This is a genomic window from Pseudoalteromonas sp. SR44-8, from assembly GCF_014163635.1.
Lineage (GTDB): Bacteria > Pseudomonadota > Gammaproteobacteria > Enterobacterales > Alteromonadaceae > Pseudoalteromonas > Pseudoalteromonas rhizosphaerae.
The window spans coordinates 141,031-160,622 of sequence record NZ_JACJDS010000001.1; the positions used below are offsets into that span (position 1 = coordinate 141,031).

17 protein-coding genes and 1 pseudogene are annotated in these 19,592 nt (G+C 40.0%); 10 read left to right on the plus strand and 8 right to left on the minus strand.

From position 1 onward, the window contains the following. Positions 1-61: 61 nt before the first annotated feature. Positions 62-1,351, plus strand: a complete 1,290-nt coding sequence (locus H5183_RS00585; RefSeq protein WP_145233134.1) for an anti-phage deoxyguanosine triphosphatase — start codon at positions 62-64, stop codon at positions 1,349-1,351. Between the two features lie 85 nt (positions 1,352-1,436). Here H5183_RS00585 and H5183_RS00590 read toward each other — a convergent pair whose 3' ends face one another. Beyond that, positions 1,437-3,599 carry a prolyl oligopeptidase family protein gene (locus H5183_RS00590; RefSeq protein WP_182730628.1) on the minus strand — a complete coding sequence of 721 codons (2,163 nt, stop codon included), beginning with the start codon at positions 3,597-3,599 and terminating at the stop codon, positions 1,437-1,439. Positions 3,600-3,751: 152 nt separating this feature from the next. Between H5183_RS00590 and H5183_RS00595 the strand changes: the two genes are divergently transcribed. The 7 genes from H5183_RS00595 (at position 3,752) to H5183_RS00625 (ending at position 11,404) form a co-directional block, all read left to right on the plus strand. After that, positions 3,752-4,063: a DUF962 domain-containing protein gene (locus H5183_RS00595; protein ID WP_145233132.1), complete on the plus strand. Its 312-nt coding sequence runs from the start codon at positions 3,752-3,754 to the stop codon at positions 4,061-4,063. Between the two features lie 113 nt (positions 4,064-4,176). After that, complete coding sequence (locus H5183_RS00600; RefSeq protein WP_182730629.1) at positions 4,177-6,024, plus strand: ABC transporter ATP-binding protein; 1,848 nt, start codon at positions 4,177-4,179, stop codon at positions 6,022-6,024. 575 nt (positions 6,025-6,599) lie between these two features. Continuing rightward, the gene (gene mnmA / locus H5183_RS00605) at positions 6,600-7,700 is read left to right on the plus strand and encodes a tRNA 2-thiouridine(34) synthase MnmA (RefSeq protein WP_145233130.1); all 1,101 of its coding nucleotides are present in this window, start codon (positions 6,600-6,602) and stop codon (positions 7,698-7,700) included. After that, positions 7,700-8,302 carry a high frequency lysogenization protein HflD gene (hflD, locus tag H5183_RS00610; RefSeq protein WP_149982535.1) on the plus strand — a complete coding sequence of 201 codons (603 nt, stop codon included), beginning with the start codon at positions 7,700-7,702 and terminating at the stop codon, positions 8,300-8,302. The genes mnmA and hflD overlap by 1 nt, the downstream gene beginning before the upstream one ends. A gap of 32 nt (positions 8,303-8,334) precedes the next feature. Next, on the plus strand, positions 8,335-9,705 hold the full coding sequence (gene purB, locus H5183_RS00615; protein WP_145233128.1) for an adenylosuccinate lyase: 1,371 nt from the start codon (positions 8,335-8,337) through the stop codon (positions 9,703-9,705). Positions 9,706-9,787: 82 nt separating this feature from the next. Then, complete coding sequence (locus H5183_RS00620; RefSeq protein WP_182730630.1) at positions 9,788-10,933, plus strand: cupin domain-containing protein; 1,146 nt, start codon at positions 9,788-9,790, stop codon at positions 10,931-10,933. A 12-nt stretch (positions 10,934-10,945) separates the two neighbouring features. After that, positions 10,946-11,404: a GNAT family N-acetyltransferase gene (locus tag H5183_RS00625; protein WP_145233126.1), complete on the plus strand. Its 459-nt coding sequence runs from the start codon at positions 10,946-10,948 to the stop codon at positions 11,402-11,404. A 178-nt stretch (positions 11,405-11,582) separates the two neighbouring features. On the opposite strand, the gene H5183_RS00630 is transcribed toward H5183_RS00625, so the two are convergent. The 5 genes from H5183_RS00630 to H5183_RS00650 form a co-directional block, all read right to left on the minus strand. Further along, positions 11,583-12,038, minus strand: coding sequence for a DUF4826 family protein (locus tag H5183_RS00630; RefSeq protein ID WP_220493027.1), 456 nt, complete (start codon positions 12,036-12,038; stop codon positions 11,583-11,585). Positions 12,039-12,265: 227 nt separating this feature from the next. Continuing rightward, entirely contained in the window at positions 12,266-13,057 is a 792-nt protein-coding gene (locus H5183_RS00635) for an SDR family oxidoreductase (RefSeq protein ID WP_145233125.1), read from the minus strand. Positions 13,058-13,076: 19 nt separating this feature from the next. Then, the gene (locus H5183_RS00640; protein WP_145233124.1) at positions 13,077-13,580 is read right to left on the minus strand and encodes a DUF962 domain-containing protein; all 504 of its coding nucleotides are present in this window, start codon (positions 13,578-13,580) and stop codon (positions 13,077-13,079) included. A gap of 89 nt (positions 13,581-13,669) precedes the next feature. Beyond that, the gene (locus tag H5183_RS00645) at positions 13,670-14,089 is read right to left on the minus strand and encodes a hypothetical protein (protein WP_182730631.1); all 420 of its coding nucleotides are present in this window, start codon (positions 14,087-14,089) and stop codon (positions 13,670-13,672) included. An 82-nt stretch (positions 14,090-14,171) separates the two neighbouring features. Beyond that, entirely contained in the window at positions 14,172-14,846 is a 675-nt protein-coding gene (locus H5183_RS00650) for a Crp/Fnr family transcriptional regulator (protein WP_145233122.1), read from the minus strand. Positions 14,847-14,897: 51 nt separating this feature from the next. Between H5183_RS00650 and H5183_RS00655 the strand changes: the two genes are divergently transcribed. Beyond that, a complete protein-coding gene (locus H5183_RS00655; RefSeq protein ID WP_182730632.1) occupies positions 14,898-16,208 on the plus strand; it encodes an amidohydrolase in 1,311 nt (436 codons plus the stop codon). Between the two features lie 107 nt (positions 16,209-16,315). Here H5183_RS00655 and H5183_RS00660 read toward each other — a convergent pair whose 3' ends face one another. Next, positions 16,316-18,202 carry a peptidase M61 gene (locus H5183_RS00660; protein WP_310736573.1) on the minus strand — a complete coding sequence of 629 codons (1,887 nt, stop codon included), beginning with the start codon at positions 18,200-18,202 and terminating at the stop codon, positions 16,316-16,318. A gap of 387 nt (positions 18,203-18,589) precedes the next feature. Here H5183_RS00660 and H5183_RS00665 point away from each other — a divergent pair, with 387 nt between their 5' ends. Next, positions 18,590-19,219, plus strand: coding sequence for a trimeric intracellular cation channel family protein (locus tag H5183_RS00665; protein ID WP_182730633.1), 630 nt, complete (start codon positions 18,590-18,592; stop codon positions 19,217-19,219). Positions 19,220-19,223: 4 nt separating this feature from the next. On the opposite strand, the pseudogene H5183_RS00670 reads toward H5183_RS00665, so the two are convergent. Beyond that, positions 19,224-19,441, minus strand: a pseudogene (locus H5183_RS00670) (ClbS/DfsB family four-helix bundle protein); the annotation flags it as partial. Positions 19,442-19,592 lie beyond the last annotated feature (151 nt).

A 19,592-nucleotide genomic window follows, 5' to 3' on the forward strand; every position in this document is an offset into this window, starting at 1 on the left:
TATAAAAATCGGCTACAATTAAGCGCATAAAAACGCTAAAGAAGTTACCGGATACCCATTAATGAAATTAGACTGGCAAAGCCGCATAATAAATCAAAACAAGTTTCGCCCTAATGACAATCGCTCAGCATGGCAAGTAGACCGCTCCCGGATAATCCATGCAGCTGCATTTAGACGTTTACAAGCTAAAACTCAGATAATGGGGATTGGCCTAAATGATTTTCATCGTACACGATTAACCCATTCTTTAGAGGTATCGCAAATTGGCAGTGGTTTACTTCGTCATTTAGAGAAACAACACCCTGACTTCACACATTTTCCCGACCCTAGTTTGCTTGAGACGCTTTGTTTGGCCCATGATATAGGCCATCCTCCTTATGGTCATGGCGGTGAAATTGCCCTTAACTACATGATGCGTGAACATGGTGGTTTTGAAGGCAATGCACAAACACTGCGCATTGTTTCAAGACTTGAACCATACAGTGATGGTCATGGTATGAACTTAACGCGCCGTACTTTGCTTGGCTTTATAAAATACCCGGCTTTTATTGATGACTTGTGGCACACCATCCCACATCATGATCCGCAACGTGCATTTATAAAAGCTGACGACTGGCGCCCAGCAAAAGGTTTATACAAGGATGATAAAGCGACCTTTGACTGGATTGTAGCGCCTTTATCTGACGCTGATAAACAACGCTTAGGCGATTTTAAGGCCGTCGATGAGTTTAGATCTAAAACCAGTTTTAAATCCCTTGATGCGGCCATTATGGAACTTGCCGACGATATCGCTTATGCCGTACATGACCTTGAAGACGCAATTGCAACAGAGCAAATCACCCTAAAAGAGTGGCAAAATCATGCCTTACCCGCACTTGAGCTTGTGCAATGTGAGTGGCTTAGCGACAGTAACTTAACCGAGCGGCTATTTTTAGGTAGCGAAGCACAACGTAAAGATGTGATTGGGGAATTAGTAAACTTATTTATTACTCAATCATCCATTGTGCACACAGAACTTGAGTTTGAAAATCCAATTTTAAATTACACCGTTGAATTACCGCACAGTTATCAGCATTTACTTGAGACGTTAAAGTCATTTATTTATCAACGACTCATTCGTGCTTCACATATGCAGCAAATTGAGTTTAAAGGACAAAAATTAATTATTGAATTATTTGAAGCATTTGCCTGCGAACCATTACGACTATTACCTGAAACCACAGCAAATGTGTTTCGCCTAGCACAACAACAAAATGGTAATACACACAGAGTAATTTGTGATTATTTAAGTGGTATGACTGACGAATATGCGTTTAAAACACACCAACGCCTTTTTTCAAGTAATAGCTAATTAATACTCTTGCGTTGCAAAGTCCCACTGCGCAACCTTAAAAACACCGAAACAATCGCTTCGGTGTTTTATTTATATTATTCAATTACAGTGATTTGATACCCATGTTATAAAGGGTGAAACCGTAAATATCTGCATATTGATCAATAATTTTACTGGTTGGTGTACCTGCACCATGACCCGCATTAGTTTCAATACGGATAAGGTATGGATTGTTCCCTGCACCTTTGGCTTGTAGCTCCGCTGCAAACTTATAAGAGTGAGCTGGCACCACACGGTCATCGTGATCGCCTGTGGTGATCAAGGTCGCTGGGTATTTAACCCCAGCTTTTACATTATGAACTGGCGAGTAGCCTTTTAAGTAATCAAACATTTCTTTACTTTGCTCACTCGTACCATAGTCATATGCCCAGCCAGCTCCGGCGGTAAAAGTGTGATACCGTAACATATCAAGTACGCCTACTGCAGGTAGTGCGACTTTAAATAACTCAGGGCGCTGAGTCATGACCGAGCCAACTAATAAACCGCCATTTGAACCACCGCGAACGGCTAGGTAATCACTTGATGTGTATTTCTCTGCGTTTAAATACTCAGCAGCAGCTATAAAATCATCAAATACATTTTGCTTTTTAAGTTGTGTACCCGCATCATGCCACTGTTTACCGTATTCACCGCCACCACGAATATTAGCCACGGCGTAGACACCCCCTTGCTCAAGCCAAGCAGCAATGGTTGAACTAAAGCTTGGCGTCATGCTGGCATTAAAACCGCCATAACCATATAGAATAGTTGGGTTAGTACCATCACGTTTTAAATCTTTTCTATAGGAGATGATCATCGGTACTTTAGTGCCATCTTTGGAACTATAAAATACTTGTTCAGAAGTATATGCCGCAGAATCAAACTGCGCCCCAGATTTACGGTAAACGTCTGAGTTACCAGTATTTACATCAAACGCATAGGTATTGCCCGGCGTTGTGTAATTAGCGAATGAATAATAAAGCGTACTACTTTCTTTTTTACCACTGAAACCACGAGCGGTACCCACACCGGGTAAACTAATTTCACGAACTAACTTGCCAGCTTTGTCATATTGTTGCACTTTAGAAATGGCATCAACCATGTATTTTGCAAAAAAGAAATCCCCCCCTTTAGACATACTCAATACATTATCTGTTTCTGGGATCAAATCTTGCCAATACTCAACAGTTGGGTTTGCGGCGTCTACCGTCACTACTTTCTTATTCGGCGCATTTAAGTTTGTTACTAAAAATAACTTACTGCCGTCGTTATCTAAAACGTAAGTGTCTGAATCTGTATTATCAAGCACTGTGACAAGTTTGCTGTCTGGCTTGGTTAAATCTCTAATAAACAGTTTATTACCAGATGTTGAAACACTAGCAGAAATCAATAAGTAGCGATTATCACGCGTTACCGAGGCACCAATATAGCGATGTTTTTGTTCCTCAGAGCCACCATATATAAGTTCATCGGTTGTTTGTGCAGTTCCTAATTTATGGTAATACACTTTGTGTTGATCAGTTTTTGCCGAGAGTTCACTGCCTTTAGGTTTATCGTAGCTTGAGTAATAAAAACCATCGTTGCCAACCCAAGCAATACCACTGAACTTTATATCGATTAATGCACTTTCAATTTGCTCTTTACTTTGCGTATCAATAATAATGACTTTTCGCCAATCACTGCCACCTTCAGAGATCTGATAAGCTGCTAGCGAACCATCTTCAGAGAAAGTCAGACCAGACATTGAAGTTGTACCATCTTCGCTAAACTTATTTGGATCGAGGAAAACCTCTGCTTCGCCCTTGCCTTTACTACGATAAAGTACATATTGGTTCTGTAGGCCATCATTTTTATAAAAGTAGGTGTATTCACCTTCAGTAAATGGAGCCGTTACTTTTTCGTAATTCATTAGCTTTTCAAGGCTGGCTTTTAATTTATCCCGGTACGGGATATTTTCAAGATATGAAAAAGTCAGTTCATTTTGTGTTTTAACCCACTTAGCCGTATCACTGCTCATATCATCTTCTAACCAACGGTATGGATCAGCCACTTTCTCGTCAAAGTACTGATCAACCACAGTCCCTTTTTTTGTTTCCGGGTAAGTGATAGATTGGTTAGCAGTTATCGGTGCTGCTGCATTATTTTGATTGTTTGTTGATATTGATGTCGATTCAGAACAACCCCAAAGCGCAACTAACACCGCGCAAGTAATGGCTTTTTTTAACATGATTATGATCTTTTAATTATTTGTTAGACTCATAACGGTATAAATTTGTCGTAAGTATGTCTAGTAGTATGAGATCAAAGCGCCTAATATCTGTAAAGAAATGTAAAACTAAATATTTAAAACCAGTCAATAGCATTAACAAGATATGTGATATGAAAAATACACCAGAATTTACTAGCTTTAAAAAGTTTTACCCATACTACTTACAAGAACATAAAAATATTACCTGCAAACGGTTACATTTTTTTGGTAGCTCTTTGGTGCTTATTATCGTTTTGTATGTGCTGTATAGCCAACAATTTATGCTGTTGTGGTTGCTACCCATTATTGGTTATGGTTTTGCCTGGGTTGGTCATTTCTTCTTTGAGAAAAACCGCCCTGCTACGTTCAAATACCCGTTTTATAGCTTATGGGCAGACTGGGTGATGTTTAAAGATATGCTGATTGGCAAAATAAAATGGTAGTCACTGTTGTTTTGTAATAACCGACAAACAAGCAAAAAGATCATTATGCAAACCTGTTTTTGTCGCTTTTCAGTGATATAGTTAACGCCATTTTTGCTATTCAAGATATTAAAATGTATCGATTATTTGAGCGGATGATCAAGCCGTTTCCCGAACAAAAGCCAACCCAGCCTCCTGCGACGCTATTTGCATTTTGTCGTCACTACACTAAAGGTATGGAAGTCTCGCTATTTTTTATGTCGCTAAGCGCAGCATTGCTCGCGATTTTAGAAGTATCACTGTTTAGCTATATGGGCCAGCTTGTTGATTGGCTAAGTATCTACACCCCTGAAACATTATTTGTTGAGCAAAAATCTGAACTCATAAAAATGGCGATAGTGCTACTTGTTGTCCTACCTATCGTGGTGTTTTTTCATTCTGCGATATTGCACCAAGCCTTGTTAGGTAATTACCCGATGTCAATTCGTTGGTTAGCACATCGCTATTTGCTTCGCCAAAGTGTGAGCTTTTACCAAAATGAATTTGCAGGGCGCATCGCCACCAAAGTAATGCAAACATCCCTCGCGGTGCGTGAAACCGTGATGAAACTACTTGATGTATTAATGTATATCGTGGTTTATTTTGGCGCTATGGTGTTTTTAGTAGCCGAAGCCGATTGGCGCTTAATGCTTCCTTTGCTTGTATGGTTAGCTCTGTATATTTTGATCCAAATGTACTATGTACCTAAGCTCAAAAAAGTGGCTAGCTCGCAAGCAGACGCTCGCTCTGAGATGACCGGCCGAATAGTTGACAGTTACACTAATATTTCGACTATTAAATTGTTCTCATATACCCAACGTGAAGAGCAGTACGCAAAAGACAGCATGGATGTTTTTTTACAACCTGTGTATAAGCAAATGCGCTTAGTTACCAGTTTAAATTTTGCCATTCAAACGCTTAACTACTTTTTAGTATTTAGTGTTGCGGCATTATCTTTGTATTTATGGACTCTGAGCGCCATTAGTGCCGGCGCAATTGCAATTGCGGTAAGCTTAGCACTGCGTTTAAATGGCATGGCACAGTGGATCATGTGGGAAATTAGTGGCTTGTTTGAAAACATCGGCACTGTCGCTGATGGTATGAAAACGTTATCAAACCCAATTGAAGTCGATGATCTGCCTGATGCCAGCACATTAAGTGTAACCACAGGTGCAATTGACTTTAATAATGTGCATTTTAACTACGGTAAAGCCGCAAACGAAACGAATCGCGGCGCTGTTATCAATGGCTTAAATCTCAATATCAAAGCCGGAGAGAAAATAGGTCTTGTTGGTCGCTCTGGCGCTGGTAAGTCAACACTCGTTAATTTGTTGCTACGTTTTTACGATATTGATAGCGGTAGTATCAACATCGACGGCCAAGATATCTCAAAAGTGAGTCAAGAAAGCCTGCGTAAGTACATTGCGATGGTTACCCAAGATACTTCTTTACTGCATCGGACAGTCAAAGAAAATATCCTTTATGGCCGCCCAGATGCCAGCGATGAAGAAATGATGAAAGCGGCTAAACAAGCCAAAGCGCTAGAGGTTATTGATGACCTTGAAGATAGCAAAGGCAACAAAGGTTTTGCAGCCCAAGTGGGTGAGCGCGGCGTAAAACTCTCTGGAGGTCAACGCCAACGTATCGCCATTGCTCGGGTGCTGCTGAAAAACGCCCCGATATTAATTTTAGATGAAGCCACCAGCGCGCTCGATTCTGAAGTTGAAGCGGCTATTCAAGCTAGTCTTGATGATTTAATGACCGGTAAAACCGTCATTGCCATCGCGCATCGACTATCCACTATTGCACAAATGGACCGGCTCATCGTACTTGATGAGGGCGGCATTGTAGAGCAAGGTAGCCATGAAGAACTGCTGGCACAAAATGGTATTTATGCCGCGTTGTGGACACACCAAACCGGTGGGTTTATTGGTGTAGAATAATTTTTACCTAGCCATAACGCCCTAGTTAAGTTTCAAAATCCAAGCGCTGTTTTTTGAAACTTAACCAGCCAAGCGTCATTACAAAAAACTTCATCGTTTTTAATACAACTTAAAAACCACACCTTCCCTGCCAATTTGGCTACGAAACTGTTCCCTACAAAACTCATATCTTTGGTGGCTTGGCTGTCTATATACCCAAACCACCTCAAGATGCGAGTTTCAGTTGGAATTAAAAGCGATTTAGTAAAGGCATTGATTGCAAGTAATAGTGGTTCTATTGTTAAAATCAATAACGCAGTATAAATCGCTTTTAAACCAACCCGTTGGGCGTTTCACAGGCACTTACTCTCAGCGTTGTTACTTATTAAAAGGGACTGCCATTGTTGCAAAGTAACGCCTTGATATTAAGCCCCTGTGAAACGCTGAATTCTGCATCTTGAGGTGGTTTGGGTATACTGCTATAATCGCGGCCTTTCATAGCCTGCGTAATTTGTCAGAGTGTCTCCTTTTAGCTCTATAATACGCGTATGCGCTAGTAGTTTAAATGACAGCAACCTGTATAAGCGAAATTATCCATGAGCGAAAATAGTCACATTAAAGTCATCGTTGGCATGTCCGGCGGTGTTGATTCTTCTGTATCAGCTTATTTATTAAAACAACAAGGCTATCAAGTTGAAGGCCTGTTTATGAAAAACTGGGAAGAAGATGATAATGATGAATATTGCGCTGCTGCCGACGATTTAAAAGACGCGCAAGCAGTCTGTGACAAGCTGGGGATTGAACTACACACAGTTAATTTTGCCGCAGAATATTGGGATAACGTATTTGAGTACTTTCTTGCTGAATATAAAGCAGGCCGTACGCCAAATCCTGACATCATGTGTAATAAAGAAATCAAATTCAAAGCTTTTTTAGAATTTGCAGCAACGGCGCTTGGCGCTGACTTTATAGCCACGGGACATTATGTACGCCGTGAATTACGCGATGATAAATACGTTATGTGTCGTGGTCTTGATGATAACAAAGATCAAAGCTACTTTTTATACACATTAAGTCATGAACATATTGCACAAACGCTGTTCCCAGTTGGTGATATTGCCAAACCTGAAGTGCGCCGCATTGCTGAAGAACAAGACTTAATTACCCACGATAAAAAAGACAGTACCGGTATTTGCTTTATCGGCGAGCGTAAGTTTAAAGACTTCCTACAAAAATTCTTACCTGCACAACCGGGTGTTATTGAAGATACAGACGGTAACAATGTTGGTGAACACGAAGGCTTGATGTATCACACTCTCGGTCAACGTAAAGGTTTGCTAATTGGTGGCATGAAAGAAGGCTCTGGCGAACCATGGTATGTAGTAGATAAAGACTTAGAACGCAACGTATTGATTGTTGGTCAAGGTAAAGACCATCCGCGTCTTTACAGCAATGGACTAAATGCCAACCAATTACACTGGGTTGATCGTGTTGGACCAAAAGGTACCACCCGCTGCACGGTAAAAACTCGCTATCGTCAAGAAGACCTAAACTGTACGCTGCTCGTTGGCGATGATGGTTTTGCCCGAGTATTATTTGATGAACCACAAAAAGCAGTAACCCCAGGACAATCTGCGGTATTTTATGCCAACGAAATATGTTTAGGTGGCGGTATTATTGATTCGGTGATCAAATAATGAATGAACACCAAGTCATGGCATTAGCAGCCATGTGCCAAGTTGCTAAACAAGTTCAAAAAATAGCGCAGTACGGCAGTAGCAACGATTACGAATTAGAAAAACTATTAACCAGTATTGTACAAACCTCCCCTGATTCACCCAGTGATGTGTATCAAGGCACTGAGAATCTAAGAGATGGTTATAAAATCTTACTTGATCAACTCAGTGCAGGTGAAAAGAAAGATGTTGAAATCGTCAAATACGTTGGCGGTTTAATGCAACTTGAGCGTGCACTGAGCGCAAAAGCAAGTAGCTTAGCAGAGCTTGGTAAAAGCATTGATGATATCAAGCGACGTCTTGATCACTTTGCTATTACTGATGACACTGTTATTACGGCTCTTGCCGATATTTATTCAAAGGTGCTTAGCCCCCTAGGGCACCGAATTCAGGTTTATGGCAAGCCTGACTTACTAAAACAGCAATTAGTACAACACAAAATACGTGCATTATTATTAGCAGGTATTCGCAGTGCAGTATTATGGCGACAAATGGGCGGTAAACGCCGTCACTTTTTCTTTGCGAAAAGAAGAATTATCGCCATTGCTAAAAACCATATTTAATTATCGTTCAAAACTAAAATTTAGGAGTTATTATGGAGCTTTCAGCGTTAACAGCTATCTCTCCGGTGGATGGTCGCTACGGCAGCAAAACCACTGAACTACGCAGTATTTTCAGCGAATTTGGCTTGATAAAATACCGTGTAACAGTCGAAGTTCGTTGGTTACAAGCCCTTGCAGCAGCTGATGCGATCAAAGAAGTACCGGCATTTAGCGACGAAGCCAATGCTTTACTTAACGCGATTGTTGATAACTTCAGCGAAGCCGATGCGCAACGTGTAAAAGATATCGAGCGTACTACAAACCACGATGTTAAAGCCGTTGAATACTTATTAAAAGAAAAAGTAGCTGACAACGCCGAGTTACATGCAATTAATGAATTTATTCACTTTGCATGTACATCAGAAGACATCAATAACCTGTCTCACGGTTTAATGCTCACTGAAGCACGTAACGAAGTATTACTTCCTTACTGTGATCAACTACTTAATGCAATTAAAGAAAAAGCCATTGAGTACAAAGCAGTACCAATGATGACACGTACTCACGGTCAACCTGCAACACCTTCAACTATGGGCAAAGAATTTGCCAACGTATATATGCGTTTAAAGCGTCAACGTGACCAAATTGCACAAGTTGAAATGCTAGGTAAAATCAACGGTGCAGTAGGTAACTACAATGCTCACCTCAGTGCCTACCCTGATTACGATTGGCACAATCATGCTGAGCAATTTGTAACTAGCCTAGGGTTAACATTCAACCCATTTACAACGCAAATTGAACCGCACGACTACATTGCCGAGTTATTTGATGCGATTGCTCGCTTTAACACTATCTTATTAGATTTTGACCGTGATGCATGGGGCTATATAGCGCTAAATCACTTTAAACAAAAAACCATTGCGGGTGAAATTGGTTCATCAACTATGCCACATAAAGTTAACCCGATTGATTTTGAAAACTCAGAAGGTAACTTAGGCCTAGCAAATGCTATTTTCGCTCATCTAGCGCAAAAGCTGCCGGTATCTCGCTGGCAACGTGACCTTACTGACTCAACAGTACTGCGTAACTTAGGTGTTGGTATGGGTTATGCGCTAATTGCATACCAATCAACCCTAAAAGGTGTAAGCAAGTTAGAAGTAAACGAGCAACGTTTACTTGACGAGTTAGATCAGAACTGGGAACTGCTAGCAGAGCCAATTCAGACGGTAATGCGTAAATACGGTATCGAAAAACCATACGAAAAGCTAAAAGATTTAACCCGTGGTAAACGTGTAAATCAAGAGATCATGGCTGACTTCATCGATGGTTTAGAGTTACCGGAAGAAGCAAAAGTAGAAATGAAAAAACTAACACCGGCTAACTATATTGGTCGTGCTGTCGAGTTTATCGACAACCTAGTTTAAGCTTTCTGCGACAACTTATTTTATATACACTATAAAGCGAAAGGCTCTTGCCTTTCGCTTTTTTCATTTTAATGGGCGCAGCATGTATCAATTAACGATTAACGACTTATCCGAGCAAGACTTTCTAACACAGTATTGGCAAAAAAAACCGCTCTTGATCAAGCAAGGGTTTACAGACTTTGCCGACCCGCTTGATGCTAATGAGCTTGCCGGTCTTGCCATGGAAGAGAGCATTGAATCGCGTATTATCACTAATCATGATAATGACTGGCAAGCGCATCATGGCCCATTTGAAGATTTTGAATTACTAACCGAGCAACATTCTACCCTACTCGTACAAGCAGTCGATCATTGGCATCCTAATGCTGCGCAGCTGCTGGAACCATTTCGGTTTATTCCTAATTGGCGTATTGATGACCTAATGATCAGCTTTTCAACGCCTGGGGGTGGAGTCGGTCCGCATTTAGATCAATACGACGTATTTATTATTCAAGGTGAAGGCAAGCGTCATTGGCGTGTCGGTATGCCAGATAATAAACTAAAACAATTTGCACAAAATAAAAGTTTATTACAAGTTGAACAATTTCCAGCCGTGATTGATTGCATCCTAGAGCCAGGCGATATTTTATACATCCCGCCGGGCTGCCCACATGAAGGTTATGCTGTAGAAAACGCATTAAACTACTCGATCGGATTTCGTGCACCAAATCAACGCGATCTATTATCAAACTTTGCTGATCACATTATTGATAAAGAAGCGGGAAATAGCCGTTATCAAGACCCTGCAATAACATTGCGCGATTCTAAAGGTGAGATCCAAGCTTGCGAAGTCGAAAACATTAAACTATTAATGCAAGCGGCCCTAAATGACGACGCATTACTTAAATCTTGGTTAGGTAATACACTTAGTCAACCTAAGCATGAAATGGATTTAATGCCGCCAGAAGATTTATTTAATAGTGAACAAATAGCTGAGCTATTGAATGATGATGATGTGATTTTTGAGCGCCTCGGTGGCACCCGTGCATTGTATCAAGTTTTTGAAAATGAAATACTTCTCAGCGTAAATGGTGAAAACTACCCACTCCCTGTTAGTGACTTAACTGCGGTTAAATTACTCACTGACCATACTATGGTGACAGCAGAGCAACTAAATAGTTCAAAAAATAGTTTAGTTTTTATACAAACCTTTACTACACTAATTAATGAGGGGATTTGGTTTTGCTAGGAGTGTGTTTGTATGGGCTATCATATCAACAAGGTAGAATGGGATATAGGCAAGGAGTTACTACAACAGATCAGAGAGCGGGTATTTGTATGTGAACTACATATTCCCAAACATATCGAGTTTGATAATCTTGATAGATATGCTCATCATATACTGGTAACAGATGACAGCCAAGGCCCAGTTGCAACAGGCCGATTATGTAGCGATGGCCTTATTGGCCGTATTGCGGTGCTGCCAGAGCACCGTAATCGCTCCGTCTATCGTTCATTGCTGAATTATATTGTTGAGCTTGCACAACAGCAGGGTTGTGATTGCGTCAGCATTAATTGTATTTTAAATGAGGTAGAACGATTTAAACGTAATGGCTTTGAACAACAAGGTTGTGTGTTTATGGAAGCAGGTATTCCACGGCTTCGTATGCAATGCCCCATTAATAAATTCAATACGAAACCATTTACACTGGTGCATTGATAAAAAGTTATTAAAAATGGCCATCCTAGCGAGTTAAAAACCACCAATTTAACGCAATGGGCATTAAAAAAGCGAACATATTAATGTGTAACTCCACATAACACGTTCGCTTTTTTAATTTTTAAAGCTGTTCTTTATATTAAAATCTTTAAGTTAAAATTACAAATAAGCTTTCAGGTCAATTAACTTCGTTTGCCCACAGCTCTTCTTTTTCGTACATTTCATAAATACCATGCGCACGATTAATTAGTAGGTTTGCAAAATCAACTTTAGTTTTATCGTGTCCACCGGTTTGCATAATTTGATCTGCTTTTAACTGCCATTGCAGAGAAAAATATCGCAGCGCATCACGCGCATTTTCGGCAACTGATGCTAACGCATGATCAGTTGGTAAGCGACCGGTGATAACCCAATAACTTTTACCGTCTTGGCCTTTAAACTTCCATAGGGCACATAACGGAGCGATAAAGCGGCTTTCTTTTTCTAGCAAAGTTTTTGGCATTACGCCCTTCTCTGCTAAATGCTTTTGTGCATTTTGAAAACACTCACGTTGCCATGCAATACTTTGCTGCTTTGCTTGTTCTTGTTCTTCTGGTGTTAATTCTTTAAGTTGTTTTTGTTCCACAGTATTCATCACTCGTTTACATCATTTTAGCTACTTTAAGTGCATATAATTATCGGTGCAAGTATAAAAGACCAATTCCAGCGAGATCATAAGCGATCGCCTGTTTTTTCTACATTCTAACCCATCGTTCTACGCACAACTGTTTACTAATACTGCAAAAAAATCAATTTATAGCTAATTTATAAACTATAAAGCCGCTGTTAATGCATACCAGCACGGTATTATTCATCGTTTGTTTAACGATAATTCTTTTTCGCTGTCATACGATTAAAAAAACTAGGAAAGAAACGTTTTATAGTCGGAGCCCAGCCACTGATCCCCTCGCCAACCACCACTTCATCTTTACGTTTAGCTATTGCACTGACCATTTGCTTCACAGCAGCCGTTACATCCATACCATTTTCAATAGAGTGTTCAGCCTTATTTTGCGCAATACCATGTTCATTAAGCGAATTATGAGCAATAGCCGTTTTTATAGAGCCTGGGCAGATAGTCAAACAATGAATGTTTTTATCGGCCACTTCAGCTCGCAAACAATCCATAAAACCAACGACTGCATATTTAGAGCCTGAGTAACCGGTTCTGAATTTAGAGCCAACTTTACCTGCGACACTACTGATTGATACTACACAGCCGCCGCCATTTTTAACCATACTCGGTAATACCGCTTTAGTTAGCGCAATCAAACCAAAATAGTTAACTTCCATAAGTTGACGATACACAATAAAGTCATTTTCTAAAAACAAACTACGCTGCGACACACCACCATTATTAATTAAAATATCAACGTTACCAATCGTAGCCATACTATTTGCAACATACTCAAGTACCCGCTCAGGTTGTGATAAATCAAGAGGTATTACTTTGTGTTGTCCAGCCGGTAACTCGCTACAAAGTTGATTTAGTTTATCTGCACTTCTGGCTGATAAAATAATATTAGCGCCTAAGTGTGCTAACTGTATCGCTAACTCTTTACCAATACCTGATGATGCCCCGGTGATCCACACCGTTTTATTATTAAAGTTCATGCTCTACCTATGATTATTATTAAGGCTTTGTAGGACCCGCAATGTCTGTGATCTGTTGCTCGAGTTGTTTATATAGTCCGAGTAAAAAAAGCGCCTCAACAAGCACAAATAATGGCCCAATGATAAGCCCGATTAAGTCATCAACAAAAGCTGGTTTTTTACCTTCAAAATAATGCCCAATAAACTGTAAAACCCAGCCAAAAATAAAAACACCTATACTAACAGCTAACCAGCTAGTAAAACTAAGTGATGCAATTGGCGCAGCCGCTATACTCATTACTACTAAAATAACAGCCATTATCAAACCTAGTGAGACATTAAGAAGTAAATAATAAATCACAGTAGCTAACACAAAAACATGAGCGCCATTGATAACATGATCAGCAACCGGTAAATAAATACGCGCTAATAAACACAATACAGCGTATACAATGAGTGGAATACCAAAAAAGTGTGTGAGTACATTGCGTTTTGAACGGTGATATAAGCCATAATTGCCCAGTTGTTGTTGCAGTGTTTTCATTTTCTTTACTTTATATAATTATCTTATTATTTACTTTAGCAGTTAACACAACGTAACAATGTCTTCTACCCGACATTTTTAAAATCCACTTATACAAATGCGCTTATGATTTTACCTTTATCGTGATCCGGAGTTTTAGATTGTAACTCACGGCCTTTTTGATATTCTTGTCCAAGCATTTTTTGTAACGATTCCATTTGTTTTGCTAATTCGTCATTCCCCCCTCCCTGCTCTTGTATTTTTTCTGTCAGCTTTTCAATCGCGGCCTTAAGTTCAGCTATTTTATCTTTATCAACACCTAATCGTTGATAAATAAGCGCTTCATTTGCTTTTTCTAAAAAGTCTTTTCCATATGAAGGGTTTTTAGGGCTGCTAACAGTATTAGCTTGGCTATTTATTGCCGTTTCTGGCAATTCGGTTGCCGCTTTAGAATGGCTTATGCTTTTCGCTTGCACAGGAGGGTTATAAGGTTCTGTACGGTACTGATTATTAAATATTAGTGAGCTCATTGCTTCAAATCCATTGATAGTTTTATTTTATAAAGCAAATTTAAGGCCAATGTACTTATATCAGGTAAAAATAATAACGCAGCTAATGTACAAGTAAAGCCAGCTGTTGTTTATCAAGAATTTCTATACGCTGGTAATGAAGGGAAATAAGCTTTTTTTCACTTAATAACTGCAAGATTTGATTAATAGTTTGACGAGTTAAATAGGTCATATCTGCGAGTTGTTGCTGCGATAACATAATAGTAGCGGTATTACTGGGCAGCGACATGGTTGCCATCATAACCAGCCGTTTACAGACTTTCTGCTGGGCAGTTAATAAAGCATGATCTTCTAATGAAGTGAACAGCAGCCGCATTTTTTGTGAAAGTAAAACACCAAAATCATGCCAGTAAATAGGCGTGATTGCTAATAATTGTATCAGTGCCCGATGCGGTACATGTAGCAATCGAGCGGGTGTTTGTGCATAAACATCGTGGGTACGCAAACCACCATCAAATAAAGCAACTTCACCAAACCAAATAGCTGGATCTATAAAACTCAGTACCGCTTCTTTACCTTCTCCATTTACTCCACTAACTCGCATAACTCCATTAACAACAGCGTATAAACCCGCATTTTCATCTCCTCTTAAAAATAATGCTTCACCCGCATCGAGTTTAATTACTTTTGCATGTAACAATAGCTGGTGTTGAAATTCTTTAGAGCGGCTACTAAACCAATTTCCTTGGTTAACTATCGCACGGTCCTGTTCATTCATATCGGTTTACTCTACATTAGTTTTAATAATCAAATAATAAAAGGGATCACTATGTTACACAAAGTTATTTACAGCGGCTTATTGCTAAGTACGTTATCTGCACCAAGTTTTGCAGCTGCTCCTGATCAACAGCTCAACAAGAATCTAAATAAAGCTAACCACAGTGTAAGTGAAAAAGTGATCACTTGGCGACGCCATCTTCACCAATACCCAGAGCTTAGTAACCGCGAATTTGAAACGGCTAAATACATTACTAAACATTTAAAAGCACTGGGGCTCGAAGTACAAACTGGGATAGCCCATACGGGTGTAGTTGCTAAACTCAAAGGTGGTAAAAAAGGCCCTTTAGTGGCGCTGCGTGCCGATATGGACGCCCTGCCTGTCACTGAGCAAGTTGATTTACCGTTTGCTTCAACTCAGACCTCAACCTACCGTGGTAACGAAGTCGGTGTTATGCACGCCTGCGGCCATGATAACCATGTCGCTATTCTAATGGCTGTAGCTGAATCTTTGGCTAAAATTCAAGATGACTTAGCGGGTGATGTATTATTTGTCTTTCAACCAGCTGAAGAAGGTGCCCCAGAAGGTGAAGAAGGCGGTGCTGAACTCATGCTAAAAGAAGGCTTATTTAAAGAAAAACCTGACGCCGTGTTTGGTTTACATGTAACCAGTTCATTAAACACAGGCCAAATTGGCTTCCGTGAAGGCCCGCTTATGGCCAGTGAAGATTCATTTACAATTAATGTACAAGGCCGCCAAACTCATGGTTCACGACCATGGAATGGTGTTGATCCGATTGTTGCATCATCACAAATAATTATGGCCACACAAACAATTTCATCTCGCCAAGTTGATGTTACTAAAGCGCCGTCAGTTATTTCGTTTGGTGCTATTAATGGCGGCGTACGTTCCAATATCATTCCGGATAGTGTCGAGTTAATTGGCACTATTCGCACCTTTGACCAAGCAATGCGCGCTGATATCAAAAAGCGTTTAGTGAAAACAGCTGAAATGGTCGCTGAATCCGGTGGTGCTAAAGCTGATGTACATATCGACCACGGCTACCCTGTCACCGTAAACGATGTAAAACTCACGCAAAAAATGACGCCAACACTAACTAAAGTTGCTGGGGCTGAGAATATTATTACCACTGATTTAATCACTGGCGCTGAAGATTTCAGCTATTACGCTTTAGAAACTCCTGGATTGTTTTTCTTTTTAGGTGTTACCCCACAAGGTCAAGATGCAAAAACGGCAGCAAGTAATCATTCACCACAGTTTTTCGCTGACGAGCAAGCACTGCAATTAGGCGTGAATGCTATGACGCAGTTAGTTGTGGATTACTTTGCAATGAAAAAATAACCATAACTTCAACGTACATGCAAAATCATAATCGGTTGGCATGAAATAAATATACCCACACTCTGTGGGTATATTTAAAAGTATTGATAAACCTACGCGGATTTATTTTATCGTGCGGTTAGTAGTTGTGATAAATAGTCAGGCTTACCTTCAATACGTTCAAGGTGAGGATATTTAAGGCCATCATGATAATCGATCTGAATTTCACTGTACTGATCAAAGTTTTTCACCAAGAGCTTAATTGGCGCTTTTGAGCCTTTAGCATCCGTCACTGCATCTTTGAGTGCATCAGCACTAAACTGAGTATTATTAACGGCAACAATTTGCATACTTGGCGCAAGACCCGCATTAAATGCAGGGCTATCCCATAATACATCACGCATTTTGCCTTCTTTATTTACTGAAAAGCCCAGAGAATAAAGTAAATCAGTTGATTTATAGCGGCTTTCAATTGCTTTAATGCCATCAGAGGCTTTATCGTTATAAGTCAATTTCCAACCTTGGTCTTCCAGCGACTTAGATAAGTTAACATGGCCTTTTAAACGCGAATTAATAAAGTCATCCCATTGATACTTTTCAATGCCATTAAGCGTGTTAATCACATCATCAAATTTATAGGTCAACACATTCCAATCACCCGGATTTACGCCAAAAAAGTTGTGGGCAAAATCATCTAATGAATGACTGTTGTTACTCAATTCACGTAATTTTGCATCAACTGCAAACCAAATTAATTCTCCACCAGAGTAATAGTCTTCGCTCATTTGATAACTACGATAAGGCAATGATGAACGCTGAGCGATAGTTGGATCGTTGGTTGTATCTAAAATATTACGCCATGCCATGCCAGGGCGTCCTTGGTCATAGGTTGCACCTAAACGAGCGAGCATATCCATCGTATTTTCTTGGCTCCAAAGTCCTGAACGAGCCGCAATGACTTGCCCCCAAAACTGTGTTTGCCCTTCATATACCCATAAACCATTAGCTTCTTTAACTTGGTTATAGGTCGGTGTCCATAATGCTTCAGGGCGACGATATTTACCATTCCATGAATGATTAAATTCGTGTGCTAATAAATCGCGACCGACCCATGACTTATCCCAGTCAGTAAAATAATTTTCTTTCGCGCTATTTTCACTTGAGCGATGATGTTCCATGCCGATACCGCCTAACTTATCTGTCAGGGCAAGTAAAAAGTCATAATGATCAAAGTGATGTGCACCATAAAGCGCATACATTTGTTGAATAAGCTCACGGTGTGCTGTTAACCCTTCAGCACTGATCTCAAGATCTTTTTCTTTATCGGCAAAGACATTTAAGAATACCGGAGTATCTGCATTTGGGTTTAAATCAACACGCTTATAGTGGCTACCGGCAAACATTGGCGAGTCTACAAGGTTTTCAAAATCAATTCCCTCAAAGGTAACTGTATTACCTTTTTGCGAAGACTTTTCAAGTGCAGTAGCAAACTGCCACCCTTTTGGTAACGTTACACTCGGTTGAAATTTAATTTTATGGCTATAGTGCCCAGCAGGGTAAAGCGCTACTGTATCCCATTGTAAATTTAGCATTTCTGGCGTCATCATAACGCGCCCTTGCTCTGAACTTTGTGGTGACAAGAATTGATATTCAACATGCAACTCACGTACACCTTTAGGAACTTTAAGATTAAAAGCATATACGTTGCCAGGATCTCGTTGCCATTCGATCACTTTACCTTTTGCTGACATTTTCAATCCAGCCAACTGACTTATTGGTCCAACTGGTGAGTGATGTCCAGGTATCCATTGCGGATAAAGCAAAGTCATTTCACCAGCATTAACAGGGATAGTTTCGTTTATTTTAAAAATACGATGAGCTAGATCTGTGGCATCAACCGCTATTTTTATAGTGCCGGAATATGGGGTATCAGTCGGGTTTGGAACATCAGCAAACGCTGGAAGCGTAAAGCCCATAACAGAGCTGAGGGCAGCAGCAAAAACATGTTTATTCACTTACTTCTCCAATTAGAGAGGCGCAAAGCACGCGCATTAGATGGGTATTGTCCTAGTAATTTGAGTGCAAAACACTCGATAACCTCCTTTTTACTTTCAGAAACTTCTGAAACAACCAACATCAGTTATAACTATAACAACAGCTAATAGCAATTATTTATGGACGAACAACCATTTAATGCGTTCAATTTACTTGCGCTTTAAGTCAATTTATAGTGCCGAATTTAGCTGTATCAGCGCTTATTTGCATTCTTGTACTGAGAATATAAGAGCGCTGCAAGCACTGTTTTAAAACTTAATCATGCACCATACCTATGTTCAGGCTAAATAAATCATCAGTACGCTATCCTAATAGGCTACTTTTTTGGTAATGGTATGGAGACCACAATGGCATCTGACTATTTTCATTTGTTAAATTTGATCGGGGTAGCGTTTTTTGCCATCTCAGGTACTCTGATGGGCCATGAAAAAAACATAGGAGGTTTTGGTGTTGTGGTTGTCGCGTCAGTGACAGCGCTCGGCGGCGGCACACTGCGCGACGTATTATTAAACCACCCAGTATTTTGGATAGCCGAACCGGATTATTTATACGCAACATACAGCGCCATATTTATCGCCGTAATATTTATTCGTCATTTACCTCACGTATCAAACTATTACATGTTGCTGGTCGATGCTTTGGGCATGGCAATTTTTAATATTGTTGGCATTGAAAAGTCCTTAATCGAAGGCACTACGATGATTGTGGCTATTACTATGGGCATGACCACGGGCATCTTTGGTGGTCTAATGCGCGATGTAATATGCCGTGAAGTCCCCCTTGTCATGCGCGAAGAGCTCTACTCCACCGCGTGTCTATCTGGTGGCTTAACTTATGCCACACTGTTTCTATTAGAAGTACCTCATGTTTGGTGTATTTTAGGCGCACTCTTTATTACCGTATTTTTACGGCTCGGTTCCCTACACTGGGGATGGCAACCAAATATATTTAGAAAAAGGTCGGTTAGAAAACAATAGTTTGCTATGTGAAGTTCCGATTAAAACGCCGAACTTTTGTACGTACCTTTTTCATCGATGATGACGTATTAAACTGAATCTTACATCCCAATGTCCATTTTTCGTACCAGGTTACACCATAAAATTCATAGTTATTTAAGCTGAAATAAGCAAGAGTATATCGTTTGCCTTAAATTCAAGCTCCATAAGTAGATCATCGTATTTCCAGTCTCGATACTCTTGTTATTGGGTCAGGATTTGCTTTGTGAAGTCAGCCATTTATAGGTGGAAATATGATACTTTTAAGCACCTTGTCTTATTTTACCCCTATTTTCTCCACTGTGTTTGCCTCTATTAACTTATCCGTTGCTTTAGCTGACTATTTTTTACAAGG